The 17,141-nt window shown below is 60.8% G+C and carries 18 protein-coding genes; 13 read left to right on the top strand and 5 right to left on the bottom strand.

The annotated features are described in order from the left end of the window. Window positions 1–32 precede the first annotated feature (32 nt). Together R1W01_RS03405 and gatB are read left to right on the top strand one after the other, a co-directional pair. Window positions 33–1,331 (top strand): hypothetical protein, encoded by a 1,299-nt coding sequence (locus tag R1W01_RS03405; RefSeq protein WP_243612302.1) that lies wholly within the window; start codon window positions 33–35, stop codon window positions 1,329–1,331. 74 nt (window positions 1,332–1,405) lie between these two features. Beyond that, window positions 1,406–2,917, top strand: a complete 1,512-nt coding sequence (gatB, locus tag R1W01_RS03400; protein WP_297756321.1) for an Asp-tRNA(Asn)/Glu-tRNA(Gln) amidotransferase subunit GatB — start codon at window positions 1,406–1,408, stop codon at window positions 2,915–2,917. A gap of 64 nt (window positions 2,918–2,981) precedes the next feature. Here the strand turns inward: gatB and R1W01_RS03395 are convergent, their stop codons facing one another. Next, complete coding sequence (locus R1W01_RS03395) at window positions 2,982–3,767, bottom strand: hypothetical protein (RefSeq protein WP_297756322.1); 786 nt, start codon at window positions 3,765–3,767, stop codon at window positions 2,982–2,984. Window positions 3,768–4,185: 418 nt separating this feature from the next. Between R1W01_RS03395 and R1W01_RS03390 the strand changes: the two genes are divergently transcribed. From R1W01_RS03390 to R1W01_RS03380, 3 genes are all read left to right on the top strand, one after another. Continuing rightward, a complete protein-coding gene (locus tag R1W01_RS03390) occupies window positions 4,186–4,599 on the top strand; it encodes a CopD family protein (protein WP_243612299.1) in 414 nt (137 codons plus the stop codon). A gap of 10 nt (window positions 4,600–4,609) precedes the next feature. Beyond that, window positions 4,610–5,089: a thioesterase family protein gene (locus R1W01_RS03385; protein ID WP_243612298.1), complete on the top strand. Its 480-nt coding sequence runs from the start codon at window positions 4,610–4,612 to the stop codon at window positions 5,087–5,089. Between the two features lie 81 nt (window positions 5,090–5,170). After that, window positions 5,171–5,623 carry a DUF4177 domain-containing protein gene (locus tag R1W01_RS03380; RefSeq protein WP_243612297.1) on the top strand — a complete coding sequence of 151 codons (453 nt, stop codon included), beginning with the start codon at window positions 5,171–5,173 and terminating at the stop codon, window positions 5,621–5,623. Window positions 5,624–5,626: 3 nt separating this feature from the next. Here R1W01_RS03380 and R1W01_RS03375 read toward each other — a convergent pair whose 3' ends face one another. Next, window positions 5,627–5,884 carry a BolA family protein gene (locus R1W01_RS03375; RefSeq protein WP_243612296.1) on the bottom strand — a complete coding sequence of 86 codons (258 nt, stop codon included), beginning with the start codon at window positions 5,882–5,884 and terminating at the stop codon, window positions 5,627–5,629. Window positions 5,885–5,957: 73 nt separating this feature from the next. Here R1W01_RS03375 and R1W01_RS03370 point away from each other — a divergent pair, with 73 nt between their 5' ends. Next, the gene (locus tag R1W01_RS03370) at window positions 5,958–6,581 is read left to right on the top strand and encodes a DnaJ domain-containing protein (protein WP_243612295.1); all 624 of its coding nucleotides are present in this window, start codon (window positions 5,958–5,960) and stop codon (window positions 6,579–6,581) included. A 63-nt stretch (window positions 6,582–6,644) separates the two neighbouring features. Here R1W01_RS03370 and msrB read toward each other — a convergent pair whose 3' ends face one another. Next, entirely contained in the window at window positions 6,645–7,121 is a 477-nt protein-coding gene (gene msrB, locus R1W01_RS03365) for a peptide-methionine (R)-S-oxide reductase MsrB (protein WP_411028138.1), read from the bottom strand. A gap of 142 nt (window positions 7,122–7,263) precedes the next feature. After that, the gene (locus R1W01_RS03360) at window positions 7,264–7,812 is read right to left on the bottom strand and encodes a fasciclin domain-containing protein (RefSeq protein WP_243612294.1); all 549 of its coding nucleotides are present in this window, start codon (window positions 7,810–7,812) and stop codon (window positions 7,264–7,266) included. Window positions 7,813–8,067: 255 nt separating this feature from the next. Here R1W01_RS03360 and R1W01_RS03355 point away from each other — a divergent pair, with 255 nt between their 5' ends. The 7 genes from R1W01_RS03355 to R1W01_RS03325 all read left to right on the top strand — a co-directional run bounded on the left by R1W01_RS03355 (window position 8,068) and on the right by R1W01_RS03325 (window position 15,293). Further along, window positions 8,068–8,679: a methyltransferase family protein gene (locus R1W01_RS03355; protein WP_297756323.1), complete on the top strand. Its 612-nt coding sequence runs from the start codon at window positions 8,068–8,070 to the stop codon at window positions 8,677–8,679. Between the two features lie 158 nt (window positions 8,680–8,837). Beyond that, window positions 8,838–9,824, top strand: a complete 987-nt coding sequence (cobS, locus tag R1W01_RS03350) for a cobaltochelatase subunit CobS (protein ID WP_243612292.1) — start codon at window positions 8,838–8,840, stop codon at window positions 9,822–9,824. Next, the gene (locus R1W01_RS03345; RefSeq protein WP_297756324.1) at window positions 9,817–10,524 is read left to right on the top strand and encodes an aspartate/glutamate racemase family protein; all 708 of its coding nucleotides are present in this window, start codon (window positions 9,817–9,819) and stop codon (window positions 10,522–10,524) included. Before cobS ends, R1W01_RS03345 begins: the two co-directional genes overlap by 8 nt. Before the next feature lie 155 nt (window positions 10,525–10,679). Next, window positions 10,680–10,997 carry a hypothetical protein gene (locus R1W01_RS03340; protein ID WP_297756325.1) on the top strand — a complete coding sequence of 106 codons (318 nt, stop codon included), beginning with the start codon at window positions 10,680–10,682 and terminating at the stop codon, window positions 10,995–10,997. 83 nt (window positions 10,998–11,080) lie between these two features. Continuing rightward, on the top strand, window positions 11,081–12,955 hold the full coding sequence (gene cobT, locus R1W01_RS03335; protein ID WP_297756326.1) for a cobaltochelatase subunit CobT: 1,875 nt from the start codon (window positions 11,081–11,083) through the stop codon (window positions 12,953–12,955). A 91-nt stretch (window positions 12,956–13,046) separates the two neighbouring features. Next, window positions 13,047–14,846 carry an aminopeptidase P family protein gene (locus tag R1W01_RS03330; RefSeq protein WP_297756327.1) on the top strand — a complete coding sequence of 600 codons (1,800 nt, stop codon included), beginning with the start codon at window positions 13,047–13,049 and terminating at the stop codon, window positions 14,844–14,846. A 102-nt stretch (window positions 14,847–14,948) separates the two neighbouring features. Continuing rightward, entirely contained in the window at window positions 14,949–15,293 is a 345-nt protein-coding gene (locus R1W01_RS03325) for a DUF427 domain-containing protein (RefSeq protein ID WP_243612287.1), read from the top strand. Between the two features lie 90 nt (window positions 15,294–15,383). Here R1W01_RS03325 and R1W01_RS03320 read toward each other — a convergent pair whose 3' ends face one another. After that, window positions 15,384–17,072: a chloride channel protein gene (locus tag R1W01_RS03320; protein WP_297756328.1), complete on the bottom strand. Its 1,689-nt coding sequence runs from the start codon at window positions 17,070–17,072 to the stop codon at window positions 15,384–15,386. Window positions 17,073–17,141 lie beyond the last annotated feature (69 nt).

Raw genomic sequence — 17,141 nt, 5'->3', positions numbered from 1 at the left:
ATTTGCTCTCAATCAAGGAGTGAATGTCGCGAATGTCTGTTTTCCCGCCCAAGCCACCGTCTTTCAAGAGCATGATTCCCCCGTCCTTGAAGGCGCTGACAAAATCTTTCGAAACCAAGCGCCGCCCCCCCGAGGTTCAGCGTCTGGGCGGCGAAACCTATCGCAATTTGCTCGACCGTCTGCACATCGCCGTCAATGTCATGCCCCCTGACCAGACCGAGGCCGATGACGCGCGTGAACACGGCACCTTTCTCGCTCGTCAGGATCGCTGGGACGAACTTGCCGATCTCATCCGCGAGGCGGACCGCGCCCGTCGCACCACCGACGCAGGCCAACCCATCGCCGACCTCCTGTCCTACGGTGGCCGAGCCGACGTGGTGCAGGCCGCCGAGCACGCCCTCTTGCATGGACGCGCGGCAAAAGGGTCGAACTTCTTCTCCGGCGTCGAGGCACTCGAATTCGTGCTCGACGAAGCGCCCGACAACTATCCGCTCGCGCTGATCGTCGCCAATATGCATATCGACATCGGCTGGGCCTGGCGCGGGGCGTCCGCCACCGAGGAGCTGCGGGCGACCAACCGCGAGGCCTTCCACGCCCATTTCGACCGCGCCAGCGATATTCTCGACGCCTTTTGCCCGGTTGACCTCGACTCGCCTGCGCTTGCGGCAGCGCGCTGTGCCCTGCTGCCCGGTCGCCATAGCCCCGAACTGCACATCATCCGCGAGTTCGAGCAACTCGTTTCCCTCGACCCGATGAACCCGCGCCATATGCGGGCGCTCGGCAACTACCTCCTGCCGCGCTGGTATGGCGACTTTCAGGCCCTCGACCTCGAAGCCCGCCGCACCGCCGCCCGCACCTACGAGGACTGGGGCGCCGCGGGCTATACTTGGGTCTGGTTCGATGCGCTGCTCGTCGATCCCGAAGGCCTCTCCATCTTCGAGCCCGAGTATTTCCTCGAAGGCATCTACGACATCCTCGACGCATGCCGAGATCAACACACAGCCAACCTCACCGCCGCGCATCTCTACCAATGCTGGCAGACCGCGCGCGAACGCTACAACGAGACAGGCTATCGCCCCGACCTGCCCCCGGCCCTGCGGCGCGGCTTTGAAACCGTGGTCGAACACCACCTCCGCGAGGTTCACCCAATGATCTGGGGCCATGCCGAGATCGGCTTTGAAAACACCGCCCGCATCATCTCCCACTCCCGCCTAGCCGAAAAGGGCCGCGAGACCGCGCTCTCCGCCATCGCCATGCCGTTCCTCAAACGCCTGCAAGATGGCCAGACCGTGACCTTCGGCCCCGACGGCATCCATCACGGGCCCTCCTGACTCCCTGCCCCCTTGCTCCTTTTCGGCCTCTGGCCTAGAACGCGTCCCAATACGCGTTCAAAGGAGTCCGGCAGATGCTCGACCTGACATATGATGCCCCCAAGCCCAAGGTGATCGCGGGCGCCAAGCATGACTGGGAACTGGTCATCGGCATGGAGGTCCATGCCCAGGTTGCGACCCGTGCCAAGCTCTTCTCCGGCGCCTCGACGCAATTCGGTGCCGAGCCGAACTCCAACGTCGCCTTCGTCGATGCGGGCATGCCCGGCATGCTGCCGGTGATCAACGAGGAATGCATCGCTCAGGCCGTGCGCACCGGCCTTGGCCTCAAGGCCGATATCAATCTGTTCTCGGCCTTCGACCGCAAGAACTACTTCTATCCCGACCTGCCGCAAGGCTACCAGATTTCCCAGCTCTACCACCCGATCGTCGGTGAAGGCGAAGTGCTGGTGGAAATGGGCGACGGCACCGCGCGCAACGTGCGCATCGAACGCATCCACCTTGAACAGGACGCCGGGAAATCCATCCACGACATGGACCCGCACATGTCTTTCGTGGACCTCAACCGCACGGGTGTCGCGCTGATGGAAATCGTCTCGCGCCCCGATATCCGTGGCCCCGAAGAGGCCGCCGCCTATATCGCCAAGCTGCGCCAGATCATGCGCTATCTCGGGACATGCGACGGCAACATGCAAAACGGCAACCTGCGTGCCGACGTCAACGTCTCGATCTGCCGCCCCGGCGCCTACGAGAAATACATGGAAACGCAGGACTTCTCGCATCTCGGCACCCGCTGCGAGATCAAGAACATGAACTCCATGCGCTTTATCCAAGCCGCGATCATGATCGAGGCCGAACGCCAGATCAAAATCGTCGAGGCCGGCGGCTCCGTCGATCAGGAAACCCGCCTCTACGATCCGGACAAGAACGAAACCCGGTCCATGCGCTCCAAGGAAGAAGCCCACGATTACCGCTACTTCCCCGACCCCGACCTCCTGCCGCTCGAGATCGAACAGGACTGGGTGGATGACATCGCCAAAGGCTTGCCGGAACTCCCGGATCAGAAAAAGGCCCGTTTCATCGGCGATTTCGGCCTGTCGGACTATGACGCCTCCGTCCTGACCGCCGAATCCGAGAACGCCGCCTTCTTCGAAGAAGTGGCCGCCGAAGCAGGTGACGGCAAGCTTGCCGCGAACTGGGTCATCAACGAGCTGTTCGGCCGTCTCAACAAGGACGACCTTGGCATCAAATCCTCGCCCGTCTCGCCTGCGCAACTCGCGGGCATCATCAAGCTCATCAAGTCCGACGCCATCTCCGGCAAGATCGCCAAGGACCTGTTCGAGATCGTCTACACCGAAGGCGGCGACCCCGAGGCGATCGTCGAGGAACGCGGCATGAAACAGGTGACCGACACCGGCGCCATCGAGACCGCGCTAGACGAAATCATCGCCGCAAACCCGGCCCAGGTCGAAAAAGCCAAGGTGAACCCCAAACTCGCGGGCTGGTTCGTCGGTCAGGTGATGAAAGCCACCGGCGGCAAGGCCAACCCCAAGGCCGTCAACGAGCTTGTTCAGAAAAAACTCGGCTGATCCAACCAGCCCTTGCCTTTCCGCCCCAGTATCTGGGCGGAAAGGCAAGGGCCTCAGGTTCAGTCTACTGACCGTATAACTTCGGATAAAGCGCGATCGCCTCATCAATGGCTGTCTGATTAGGGCGATATCCTCCCATCTCATTGACCGAGTTCCGAAGCGCGATCTTGATCATAAGCGCGTTGGGAAACCCATCGTCATCCACCAGAGGCAGTGGATCAGATACCGCGTAAGGCGTGTCTGAGACCCATTCCCTGGCAAGAACACTTGGGCAGTTACAAGATTTGCATTGCGCCGCACTCGGCTTCCCGGATGCTGGCTTGCGACAGTATTTTCTACCGGGCTTCATATCTGACGGGTCAAGCTTGCAAGAGCGATAGTAGGATCCCTTTTTGGGCTTGCTGCCAAGCGTGTCACACCAAGGCAGATAGGATTCGGCATGGGCAATCGCAGATTTGCTGCCCCGACGCGCAAACCAGTTGAACTTCGCCGCAAGAGACGCTGGCGCAGAGCGAAATACAGAATGCCCATTTCGCCCGCCACGCCCATCATGGGCACCATCATTGCCCGCCTTCATATCCGTCCCCGGCCACGAACCGCTCCTTTGCCACATGCACCCATAGTTGTTGAGCCGGACACAAAGCCTCTTTATCCCGGTACGCATGTCGCCGTTGGAGTCACAGGTAAACGCGGGGCGTCCGCCCACCGGTTCAAGGTATTTGGCAGCCTGCGCACACCAATCTGTCCCGTTCCCGGACCATTTGTAGAGATCAGCCGAGGCCGGACCGCTGCAAAGCGAGAGCGCCACCACGGTGAAAGACCAGAAATATTTCTTTAAAATTGATTGCATCAAAGCTCCTCCATAAGAACGCCGAGGCAGACGGGCTCAGCTTGGCGGCGTCTCAATAGATGGCTATCGAGACTAACAATTGGCGGCGCGTCGCGACGGAATGGGCGCAATCCTACACCGTTTGGCGAAATTTCAAAACGTGCCCGGCCTGACCTCGCCATCGGTAAAAGCGCCCACCACCGCGCGGAATTTTCAAAAAATTCCGCCCCGATTTCTTCAAAAGAAATCGTGACCCGCCCATTAACCCGTGCGCTCCGTTCATCATGCGATCTGCGCGATCCAGACCGACGCAATACCGACGTCATACCGACGTGATACAGATCGCCCTTTTGCCGCGTTAATTCTTCGCGCCACGATCTGGCACATCCCCTTTTTCGGCGCTAGGCTGCGGCCAAATCGAACCGCGAAAGGATCCCTCATGGATTGGGTCAAGATCATCCATCTTCTCTGCGTCATGGGCTGGATGACCTCCGTCTTCGCCGTCCCCCGCGCCATCATCTACTGGAAGAAAGAGCATGACCGCCTTGGCGAGTTCGGCCCCACCGGCGACCTCACCGTGCGCCTCTATCGTTTCTCCGCCATGCTCGCCGTCATCGGCGTCATCACCGGCCTCTGGCTCGCTTGGTCCGTGTGGGATTTCGCCACATGGACTCACGTGAAGATCACTGCCGTCGCAATCCTCGCCGCACACTACATCTGGACCGGCCGCATCGTGCTGCGCGCCCGCCGTGGCGAATTCCGCGAGAGCGAGGTTTTCCTGCGTATTTTCAACGAAGTATCCGTTTTCATCACCATCGCGATCCTGTGGGTCGTGGTCGTCAAACCGTTCTGAGGCACCCCCAATGACCGGACCTTTTCTCTCTGCCCCTATGGAGCTTGATCCGTCCTGGATCGACTATAACGGCCATCTCAACATGGCCTTCTACAACGTGCTTTTTGACCGTGGCGTCGATGAGATCTGGACCGCGCTTGGCTTTGGCCCGGAGTACCGCGAGGCGCGCAACCTTTCGACCTTCTCGGCCGAGTTCCATCTCTGTTACCTGCGAGAATTGCATCTCGGCGCCAAGGTGCGGGTGTCGTTTCAGCTTCTGGCCCATGACGAGAAGCGCTTTCACTTCTATCAGGAACTGATCCACGAGGACGGCTGGATCTCGGCGACAGGCGAAGGTCTGGCGCTGCATATCGACATGTCCGGACCCCGAGTCGCCCCCATGCCCCCCGACATCCTCGCCAACGTCGACAAACTCGCCGCCGCCCACGCCACCCTGCCGCTTCCCGAACGGGTCGGGCGCAAGATGGGGATACCCGGCAAATCCCCTTGAAAATATGGCAAAATCCAATGCTGACGCAGCGCAGATTGCCTGCTAATGTCAGAGTATTGGAAACAAAGCTGTATTAGTTTGATGGTCGAGTATGAATACAAGGTCGTGCCGGCCCCAAGCCGGGGAAAACGGGCGCGTGGCGTCAAGGGGCCGGATGGGCGTTTCGCACATGCCTTGCAAGAGGTGATGAACGCGCTCGCCGCCGAGGGCTGGGAATACCTGCGCTCTGACACCCTGCCCAATGACGAGCGCACCGGCCTGACATCGGTGCAGACAACTTTTCGCTCCATCCTCGTATTCCGCCGCCCGACCGCGACCGCCGAGGCCAAGCCCGCGCCACCAGTGCAGCAATTGCCGCCCCCCGGCGAGACACCCTTCATGCCGCAAGTGGTCGCCACCGCCGACCAGGCCGCTGACGAGATCGACGAGCCGGAATTGGACAACGTGCTGCCGATGGCTCTTTTGCAACGCGCCCGTCAGATCGCGGACGATAAACCCGAAGACGACAAGAAATCGGACGTGGCGGCAGAATAGCGCTTAGTTACCGAACCGGAGCTCAAGCGCGTGAATGCGTGCCAAGAGCGGCTTGCCAATCGCATCATGCACAGCGCGGTGGCGCGCGATCCGGCTCATCCCATCGAATTTATCCGATTGGATTTCCACGATAAAATGGCTTTCCCCGCCTTCTTGATAGCCCGCATGCCCGCGGTGGCGTTCGCTGTCGTCGATCACCTGCAAGGTTGCTGGCTGAAACGCCGCTTCGATCTGATCATGAATTTCCTGTGTCACGGACATTTTTTTCTCTGAGCCTCTTCAATCTGCCGATGGTTAGACTAAACTCTCCGCCTCGAGTCGAAAAGGTGAGTTCATGCGCAAACCAGATCCCTTCGGTTTTGATATGTCAGTATCGACCGCGAAGAAGAAAAACCCGCGTGGCCGTCGTGGCATGTCCGGGGCAAGCGAAACCTCGACCCGCGAATGCGAGCATCCGGGCTGTACAGAGGCGGGCAAATACCGCGCACCGCGTGCCCCCGACGTCCTTGATGAGTTCAAATGGTTCTGCAAGGAACACGTGCGGGAGTATAATCTTAAGTGGAATTTCTTCGACGGTCAGACCGAAGCAGAAATGAACGCCCAGAAATCCAAGGACAAGGTCTGGGAGCGGGAAACCAAGTCCTTCTCCGATCCCGAGGCCCGCGCCTGGGCACGACTTGGCATCGAAGATCCGCATCAGGTCTTGGGCGCCAACGCGACCCAGAACCCCGGCAAAGGCGCCGCCGCCGGACGACGCCTCCCCCCCACAGAACGCCGTGCCATCGAGATTCTCGAGGCGAAGGACAGCTGGAGCAAGGCCGAGGTGCGCAAGGCCTATAAGAAGCTCATCAAGGTTCTGCACCCGGACATGAATGGCGGCGATCGGAGCCAGGAAGAACAATTGCAAGAGGTGGTCTGGGCCTGGGATCAGATCAAGGAAAGCCGCAACTTCAAATAACCAAAAAGAAAAGGCCCCTTCCGGGGCCTTTTGCTTTCTCTATCCTCGCTGTGGGCGAAACCGTCAGGCGGCTCGGAACACGAGGCTCACGCCGTTCAGGCAATGGCGTTTGCCGGTAGGCTTCGGTCCGTCATCAAAGATATGCCCAAGGTGGCTCCCGCAACGGCGGCAATGGCATTCGGTGCGCACTGCAAAGAGTTTGCGGTCGGGCTTCGTTTCAATCGCATTGGGCAACGCCTTCCAGAAGCTCGGCCAGCCTGTGCCGCTGTCATACTTGTGGCGCGACGAATAAAGTCGCAGATCACACCCGCGGCAATGATACGTGCCCTTGTCATAAAGCTTGTCGAGCGGCGATGTCCCGGCCCGTTCGGTGCCTTCGTTGCGCATCACCTCATATTGCAACGGCGTCAGCATTTCGCGCCATTCCGCCTCGGTGCGCGTAACCTCGAAAACCTCGTCCGAGGCCGCCGCCGGGCTCAGGCCAAACATCGCAGCCCCGAGCGCGGTGCCTCCTGTCAAAAGAACCTGTCGTCTTAGCATGGTCGTCCTCCTTTTCTTCTTCATTTTGGAGGGAATCCCCCCGCGTCTCAAATCAAACCTACCCACAGTGTTGCGAGCTTTGTGTCGAAACGCATGAGGCCGCCCCGATGGGACGGCCTCTGTTCGCGCGTCTCACACGGGCTTACATGGCCGGCAGGAGCACCGTGTCGATCACGTGGATCACACCGTTCGACTGTTTCACGTCAGCGATGGTCACGGTCGCATCACGGCCGCGCTCGTCGGTGAGGGTGATCTCGCCGTTGTCATAGCTTGCCTTGAGGGTACAGCCACCGACGGTCGGCACATCATGCACGCCGCCATCGTCGTCGATCATGCCCATGATCGCATCCGACATCGCGTTGGCCGACACAACGTGACAGGTCAGAACCTTGGTGAGTGCGTCTTTGTTCTCGGGCTTGAGAAGCGTTTCAACTGTGCCAGGCTTCAGCATGGCAAAGGCATCATCGGTCGGCGCAAAGACGGTGAACGGACCTTCGCTCTGCAGGGTCTCGACGAGACCAGCGGCCTGGACGGCAGCAACCAGCGTCTCGTGGTCAGCCGAATTCACGGCGTTCTCAACGATGTTCTTGTTTTCATACATCGGAGCACCACCAACCATCGGGTTCGCAGCAAGTGCTGCACCGGCGGTCAGGGTCAGGGCGGCGATGATATTCAGCTTCGAGAGTTTCATGTTATCCTCCATGTTCAGGTTTTCAGGACCGGCCTGATCGCCGGAACTGTGGGGGTTACGCCCCGTTTCCCGCCGCGGATCACGGTTCGTCGATCACAAGCGTTCACCTCATCGTCAGACTTCCTGACTTGCCGCCGAGCAGGGGCGCGCTACGCGCCCGCGCGCAGCGGTGCCAACGAAACCGTCAACAAACCGAAGCACACCTGTCACAAAAAATCTGTAGCCGAGGCCAAGCACATCGCTGGAGTTGCCGTTATGATCCTCACGCTCGCCTCGCTACACGCTCTTTCCTTTGCGCTGACCGGCCTTTCCGGCCTTGCGCTGGCTGCGCATCTTGCGCTGAGCCTCGCGCGTCCGGATCTCGGTCTCTGGCCCGCCTCCTCCGGCTGGCGGCACCATCTGGCCTTTGGGCTGTTTCGATTGTTTTGTGGTGGCACTGTGGTTTTTGCGCTTTGCGCGCTGGTGGTGCATGGAGTGACGCATTGGGGCCAGTTCGCCCTTGGCCTGCCGATCATGATCTTCGCCTTCGGCCTGACCCTGCGCGGCTATCGCTTCCTCGGCCTCGACAATACCTATTGCGAAAGCGGGGGCCTCGTGACGGGCGGCATGTATGCCTATTCCCGCAACCCGCAATATGTCACCTCGGTCATCGCCACGATCGGCCTCGCCATCACCTGCGGCTCTCCCCTGACCGGCCTCTTCGCACTGGCGCTCTTTGCGCTCTACTTCCTGTTCGTCCTCAACGAAGAACGCTGGCTCATCTCCGGCTATGGCCAAGCCTTCCGCGACTACATGAAGAGCACACCGCGCTTTGTCGACGCCCGTAGCCTCCTGCGCGCGAAGGCCACACTGCGCGAAGCCTTCTGATCCCGAACGCCTGTTCGACATGCAAGCCGAGGCCGGTTCAACCCTTGTCGTTGTGACGGGGCGATAATCCGGCCAGAGCCTCTTGCCCTTGCGCGCAAGATAAGGCACCAAGTGCGGGTTTGGTGCCCGGCGGGGCGCAGAGAAGAAGGACGAATTCCATGGACGATGGCTTGCTCGACATCAACGCGAAACCAACCGAAGCGATTTCGGTGCGTGACGTCTTTGGGATCGACACCGATATGGTGGTCCACGGCTTCGAAGAAAAAAGCGCCCGCGTCCCCGAGATCGATCCCACCTACAAATTCGATCCCGACACCACCATGGCCATTCTCGCGGGTTTTGCCCGCAACCGCCGCGTCATGATCCAAGGCTATCACGGCACCGGCAAGTCGACCCACATCGAACAAGTCGCTGCACGCCTCAATTGGCCCGCTGTGCGCGTCAATCTCGACAGCCACATCTCCCGGATCGACCTGATCGGCAAGGACGCGATCAAGCTGCGCGATGGCAAGCAGGTCACCGAGTTCCATGAAGGCATCCTGCCTTGGGCACTGCGCAACCCCGTCGCGATCGTTTTTGACGAATATGACGCAGGCCGCGCCGACGTGATGTTCGTGATCCAGCGTGTTCTGGAAACTGACGGCAAGCTGACGCTGCTCGACCAGAACGAGATCATCACCCCGCACAAGCACTTCCGCCTCTTCGCAACTGCCAACACGGTTGGCCTTGGTGACACCACGGGCCTCTACCACGGCGTGCAACAGATCAACCAAGCACAGATGGACCGCTGGTCCCTCGTCGCGACGCTGAACTATCTCTCGATCGACGCCGAGACCAATATCGTGCTCGCCAAGAACCCGCATTTCAACACCGAGGCAGGCCGCAAGACGGTCAAGCAAATGGTGACCGTCGCCGACCTCACCCGCACCGCCTTTATGAATGGTGATCTCTCGACCGTGATGTCGCCGCGCACGGTGATTACATGGGCCGAGAACGCCGAGGTGTTCCGCGACGTGGGCTATGCCTTCCGCCTGACCTTCCTCAACAAATGCGACGAGCTCGAACGCCAGACCGTGGCCGAGTTCTACCAACGCCTGTTTGACGAGGAACTTCCGGAAAGCGCCGCAAGCGTGAGCCTTGGTTAAACCGCTTCATATCGGGCTGATCGGCGGGATCGGCGTTGCCGCGACCGTCGTCTACTATCAACGTTTGACCAAGGCGGTCGAGGCGCGTGGCGGCAAGCTCGAGCTGACGATTGTTCATGCCGATGTGCAGGACCTGATCCGCAACAACCTCGCCGACAATCGCACCGCACAGGCCGCTCTCTATGCGCCGCTGATCGACCGCCTCAAGGCCGCGGGCTGTGACTGCGCGGCCATTACCTCGCTGGGCGGGCATTTCTGTTTCGAGGAAACTAAGGCCATTTCCGCCCTGCCGCTCATTTCCGCCGTGACACCGCTTGATTCCTATTTCGCCGCCGAAGGGCTCGGCACGGTCGGTCTATTGGGCACACGGGTTGTGATGCGGACCGGCCTCTACGGGCAGCTGACGAAGACACGCGCCGTCGCGCTTGAGGACGACATCGAAACACTCGGCCAAAGCTATCAGGACATGGCCGTTGCCGGGATGTGTAGCGAAGCGCAACGCGCCCTCTTCCTTGATGCCGGGGCGCGGATGGTGCGAGACAAGGGCGCAGATGCGGTCGTCCTAGCCGGAACAGACCTCAACCTTGCCTTTGATGGTCAATCCCCCGGCTACCGTGTCATCGACGCACTCGACGTGCATGTCGCGCTCCTCGCCGACATCGCCACAGGCCAGTGCAGCCTGTCGGATATCACGTCCTAGACAGCAAACACCCGAGAAAGTTTTCAAATCGCACACTTGATATGCGATTATTTCTGCTCAAAGATGATTTCATGAGCGGTTTGAGAACATATTTTCGCCGACTACCCCTCTCCTTGGCGCTATGCGCGGCACCGATCTGCGCACAGGGCGAAACCATGCCTCCCTCCGATCCCCTACGCACCTTTGCAACCTGCGCAGGCCGCCTTTCGGCACAGATGGAATTCGAATGGATGTTCGATGGCGCCGCTTCCGAGGTCACACAAGATCGGCGTGGCGAGGTGCTCGACATCCTCGACGCAATGACGCCGCCGACGCAGGCCCGCGACGTGCTCAACTGGCGGATCGAGGCCAAGATGGCTCATAGCTCTCTGCTCCAGCGCACGACCTTCTCCGACGATTCCCGCATTCAGATGCAAGCCCGTCGCCTCTCCGTGCAGAAGCTCAAAAGCTGCACCGCATTGCTCTTGGGCTAAAGCCTGATCCTTGGGTGCGCGACGCGCCGTTCCGACACATTCCCACCTTGCCTTTTCCGGCTGATGCGTGATTTATCGTTGCCATGACCAAGAAGTCCGACAACCCCGCCGATCCGTTCAAAAAGGCTCTTGCCGAGGCCACCAAGGTAATGGCCCATGATCCGGAGCTATCGGTCAGCTATAGCGCTGATCCATCCGGCGTGTCGGGCGAACAAATGCGCCTACCGCAAGTTAGCCGCCGGATGAGCCGCGACGAAGTGCTCTTGGCGCGCGGCACGGCGGATGCGCTCGCCATGAAACGTCGCTACCATGACGATGGCACCCACGCGAAATACGCCCCGGCCCAAGGCATCGCCCGCGATCTCTACGAAGCCATGGAGACCGCCCGCTGCGAGGCGATGGGCGCCCGCGACATGCCCGGCACCGCAACAAATATCGACGCAAAGATCGAGAACGAAGCCCTGAGCCGCGGCTACGACCAGATCACCAACTCCGCCGAGGCGCCGCTCGCAACCGCGGCGGGCTATCTCGTGCGCCACCTTGCCACCGGTCGTGATCTTCCCCCGGCCGCGCGCAACGTGATGAATCTCTGGCAGGGCTACATCGAACAACAAGCCGCCGACACGCTTGGCGATATCAACGCGCTGCTGTCCGACCAACAGAGCTTTGCCAAACTTGCCCGCAAGGTCATCGAAGACCTTGGCTATGGCGATCAGCTTGGCGAAGACCCCGATGCCGAGGACGACGACCAAGAAGACGAAGCCGAAGAGCAGGAAGACAACGAAGATCCCGACAGCTCCGGCCAAGACGACAGCCAGGACGACGAGAACGAGGCCAGCCCCGAACAGTCCCAAGAAGAACAACAGGACATGTCCGAGGCCCAGGTCTCGATGGACGAGATGGCCGAGGACGAGATGGGCGATGACGTGGAAATGCCCGACGGCGAAGCGCCGCTCGAGCCGCCCGCCCCACAGCCGATCTCGGATGCCGACCCGAATTACTCGGTCTTCGCGACTGATTTCGACGAGGAAATCGCCGCTGAAGATCTCGCAGAACATGTAGAGCTTGAACGCCTGCGCGCCTATCTCGACCAGCAGCTCGAACCGCTCAAGGGCGCGGTGGGCCGTCTTGCCAACAAGCTCCAGCGCCGCCTTCAGGCGCAACAAAACCGCTCGTGGGAGTTCGACCTCGAGGAAGGCATCCTCGATGCGGGCCGTCTTGCCCGCGTGGTCGCCAACCCGACGACACCGCTTTCTTTCAAGGTCGAGAAAGACACCGAGTTCCGTGACACGGTGGTGACACTGCTGCTCGACAACTCCGGTTCCATGCGCGGCCGCCCGATCTCCATCGCGGCCATCTGCGCAGATGTTCTGGCCCGCACGCTTGAACGCTGCAACGTCAAGGTCGAGATCCTCGGCTTCACCACCCGCGCGTGGAAAGGCGGCCAGAGCCGTGAGAAATGGCTTAACGAAGGCCGTCCGCAACAACCGGGCCGCCTCAACGACCTGCGCCACATCATCTACAAATCCGCCGACGCCCCTTGGCGGCGCAGCCATGTGAACCTCGGTCTGATGATGAAAGAGGGGCTTCTTAAGGAAAACATCGACGGCGAGGCGCTTGAATGGGCGCACCGCCGCATGGTCGCCCGCCGCGAGGCGCGTAAGATCCTCATGGTGATCTCGGACGGGGCGCCGGTCGACGACTCGACGCTTTCGGTCAACCCGGCCAACTACCTCGAAAAACACCTGCGCGATGTCATCGCCATGGTTGAGAAACGCAAGGCGGTTGAGCTTCTCGCCATCGGCATCGGACATGACGTGACGCGCTATTATGAACGCGCGGTCACCATCACGGATGTCGAACAGCTTGCCGGGGCGATGACCGAACAGCTTGCCAGCCTGTTTGACAGCGATCCGCGCAAACGCGCCCGCGTGCTCGGGATGCGCAAGGCGGGGTAGAAGGGGCCAGCCCCTCTGGCCGCAAAAGCGGCCATTCACCCCGGGATATTTTGGGCAAGAGGAAGAGCAAACCGGCTCTGGAGAAAGACAGATGTTCCAGGATTTCACCGCAACCACTCGCCCGGACCAAGGCCCGCCCCGTCTCGCCCGCCTGCGCGAGACGCTGACCCAAGAAGGGCTTGACGGGTTCATCGTACCACGCGCCGACGCCCATCAGGGGGAATACGTCGCCGCCCATGACGAACGCCTTGCCTGGCTCACCGGGTTTACCGGCTCAGCGGGCTTTGCCGCGATCCTCGCCGACAAGGCCGGTGTCTTTGTCGATGGGCGCTACCGAGAACAGGTCAAGCTACAGGTCGCCGACTGCTTTACGCCGCTCGACTGGCCGGATGTAACCTTGGGCGACTGGCTCCTGGGCGAGATCACGGGCAGTGCGCGGATCGGCTTTGACCCATGGCTACATACCGTGGGCCAGATCGAGTCTCTCGAAAAAACGCTCCGAGATAGCGGAATCGCGCTCGTTGGCAGCGCCAACATGGTCGACCGTATCTGGGTGGACCAGCCTGATCCGCCCACCGCCCCTGCCACCGCGCAACCGCTCGAGTTCGCAGGCGAGCCGCATTCCGAAAAGCGCGCCCGCCTCGCGGCGCAGTTGGCCGACGCCGGGCAGGCCTGCACCCTCCTGACCCAGCCGGATTCCATCGCCTGGCTTCTTAACATTCGCGGCCAGGATATTCCCCGCAACCCGATCGCGCATGGATTCGCGCTCCTGCACAGCGACAGCTCAGTCGACCTATTTATGGACCCGGTCAAGCTCGAGGCGCTCGAGGATCATCTCGGCGACGCGGTACGCGTGCACGCACCCGACGTGCTACGCCCGACACTGCGAAGCCTCGACGGGCCTGTCCGCCTCGACAAGGTGACAACACCCGTGCTGCTGGCCGAAACATTGGTTGAGGCCGGGATCACGCTCCAGTGGGGCAGCGATCTTTGCGCCCTGCCCAAGGCGCGCAAGAACGCCACCGAGATCGCCGGCACAACCGAGGCGCATCTGCGCGACGGTGCGGCCATGTGCGATTTCCTCGCTTGGTTTGAGGACGCGGCCGAAACCGGCATCACCGAGATCGACGTGGTGCGCAAACTTGAAGAGAGCCGCCGCGCCACCAATGCGCTACTCGACATCAGTTTTGACACCATCGCCGGAACTGGCCCGCATGGCGCCGTCATCCACTACCGCGTAACGGAAGAAACCAACCGCGCCCTTGCCAAGGGCGATCTTCTCGTCCTCGACAGTGGCGGACAGTATCGAGACGGCACCACCGACATTACCCGCACCCTCCCTATCGGCACGCCCGGTGACGCCGAACGCGAAGCCTTCACCCGGGTCCTCAAGGGCATGATCGGAATTTCCCGCCTGCGCTTTCCACGCGGCCTTGCGGGTCAAAACCTTGATGCGATCGGACGCATCCCGCTCTGGGAAGCCGGGCTCGATTTCGATCATGGTGTCGGCCATGGCGTCGGGGTCTATCTTTGTGTCCACGAAGGCCCGCAGCGTTTCTCGCGCCTCTCGGATGTGCCTCTTGAGCCGGGCATGATCCTATCGAATGAACCGGGCTATTATCGCCCTGGTGCGTTCGGTATCCGCATCGAAAACCTTGTCGTTGTCGAAGAGGCCCCGGCCCTTCCAGGGGGGGACGCCCATCGCAAGATGTTGCAACTGCGCACCCTGACCTATTGCCCTATCGACCGTCGCCTGATCGACCCCGGCATGCTTTCGAGCGTCGAGGTAAAATGGCTCGATTCCTACCATGAGACGTGTCGTCGCGTGCTGCGCGGCAGGGTGGCGTCTTCCACGGAAATGTGGTTGGATCGCGCGACCGCGCCGCTCTGATCCGAACCGTTGGCAATACCGCCCGGGATCATGGGCTGTGACACGTTCCTGTCACGTCGCACCGCGAAAATGGCGCTACCTTGAACCGAGGGGATAAGATGCATGGGTAAGAAGATCACGATCCGCAAAGCGGAAGGCAATTGGAGCGTTCGCGCTGGTGGCGCTGTCTTGGGCGAGAGCGCCAACGCACTCGAACTGAGCGAGGGCGATCTGGCACCCGTGATCTATTTCCCGCGCGAAGATATCGCGATGGCATTCCTCGACGAGAGCGATCATACGACCCATTGCCCCCACAAGGGCGATGCAAGCTACTTCTCCATCGTCACCAAAAGCACGACGATCCAAAACGCCGCCTGGAGCTATGAGAATCCGATCGAGGACGCCGACCGGATCAAAGGCCTTCTCGCCTTTGCCCAAAGTGACCTCGTGACCGTCGAGCGGATCTAGCCCACGACGCTAGGGCCGAAATCCGCACAGTCGCAATACCGACGTAATACCGACGTGATACAGACCCCCGATTTCGGGGGTCTTTTTGCTCTAGCTGTGTTCCTCAGCCGCCGTCGCGGCAAGGGCCCGGTTGTAGGCACGCAGGGCATCCACCTGATAGAGCGCGCCCCAAAGTTCCGGCGCTTGATCCTCTCCCGAGAGCGTCACCACAGGGATGAACAGCACCCCCGCCTTGTCGAAGATCGGCATCGCCGCCTCGAGCGTCGCGTTGCCATCGACATAGACCCCTTCGCCGATCATATCCCAGCAGGCATCTTCCGACGCTGCGCGCGGATCGTCCTTGGCCCGCATAACGCTGGCGACCCGGAACATCGACAGGAGATAGGCCTGCGGCCCGGCCGCGACATGGACATTGCGGCGCTCCAACTGGCTGAGAAAGAAGGACCGATCGACAAGCCGCGACCCAAGCGCGGTCGAGATCGACACACACACCATGACCGCAATCCCGGTCTGCCAGTCGCCGGTCAACTCGAAGACGATCAGCGTTGTCGAGATCGGCGCACCTAACACCGCCGCAGCGACGGCGCCCATACCTGCAAGGGCATAAAGTGTCACGCTTCCAGACACTTCCGGGAAAACGCTCGTCGCGATGAGGCCAAATGCAAGGCCGGTCAAAGCGCCAACCATGAGCGCCGGAGAAAAGACCCCGCCCCCCATCCGCCCGGCCATCGTGATCGATACGGCGATGACTTTGAGCACGGCAAAGATCACCGCATTGTGCAGGACAAGCTCCCCCGTGAGAGCAAGCGAGGTTGTCTCATACCCGACCCCGATAATATGCGGGAACCAGATCGCCAGCCCTCCAAGAAGCGCACCAGAGAGTGCCGGTCGAAGCCAGCGCGGCAACCCAGTCCGGTCGCGCAACTGGTTGCCGATATCCTCGGCCCAGAAGATCGTCCACATGAGCGCGACCGCCACAAAGCCACAGACCACCCCCAACAAAAGAAAGGCTGGAAGCTCTTGGTAGAACTGAAGCGTGGTCGTGTCCGGCAGGTGAAACTCGGTGACGCCACCAAATTCGATCCGGTTGATGACGGTGCCTGCGACCGAAGCAATGACAATCGGCGCAAAGGCATGCACCGCGAAATGCCGCAACACCACCTCCAACGCGAACAAGGCCCCCGCGATCGGCGCATTGAAAGACGCCGACACCGCCGCCGCAACCGCGCAGCCCAGTAGGTCGCGCCCTGTGATCCCATCTGCTGAAATGCGGTTACTCACCCAAGACGAAATGACCGCTGCCATATGCACCACTGGGCCTTCGCGTCCGGAGGATCCACCGGAACTAAGCGTTATGAGAGAGGCCAGTGCTGAGGCGATTCCTTCTTTCTTCTCGACGCGCCCCTCATTCAGCGCGGCCCCTTCGATCACGTCAGCAACGGACCGGACGCGCGCATCATCCGTGAACCTGTCAAGGATCACTCCCACCGCAAGTCCGCCACAGATCGGGATAAGTAAAAGCAGATACCACGGCAGATCTCCTGCATAGCTGTGCAAAAGATTGACGTCTTCCACTCCGTAGAGCGCGGATTGCAAGGCCTCGATCCCCTTGCGAAAGAACAGAGCTGCAAACCCGGCGGCTATTCCGATGACGAGACTGATAAGCCAGAACTGAAACTGGCTTGGCCCCTTATCGATCAGGACGCTCCAGCCGTCTCGCGCCCGCGCCACAGCCTTCTTGCCACTGTCCATCAGGAAAGATCGGATGGAATTGGACATGTCCCTGCGGCCTCGTTCTAACTCTCACCAGCTTACGGTGCTCTGCCACGAAGGCAACGTCTGTACGTC

The sequence above is a fragment of the Shimia sp. FJ5 genome, from assembly GCF_032918335.1.
GTDB classification, from domain to species: domain Bacteria; phylum Pseudomonadota; class Alphaproteobacteria; order Rhodobacterales; family Rhodobacteraceae; genus Shimia; species Shimia aestuarii_A.
Note: the sequence above shows the minus strand (reverse complement) of the source record. Positions and strands in the feature narration are given on the sequence as shown.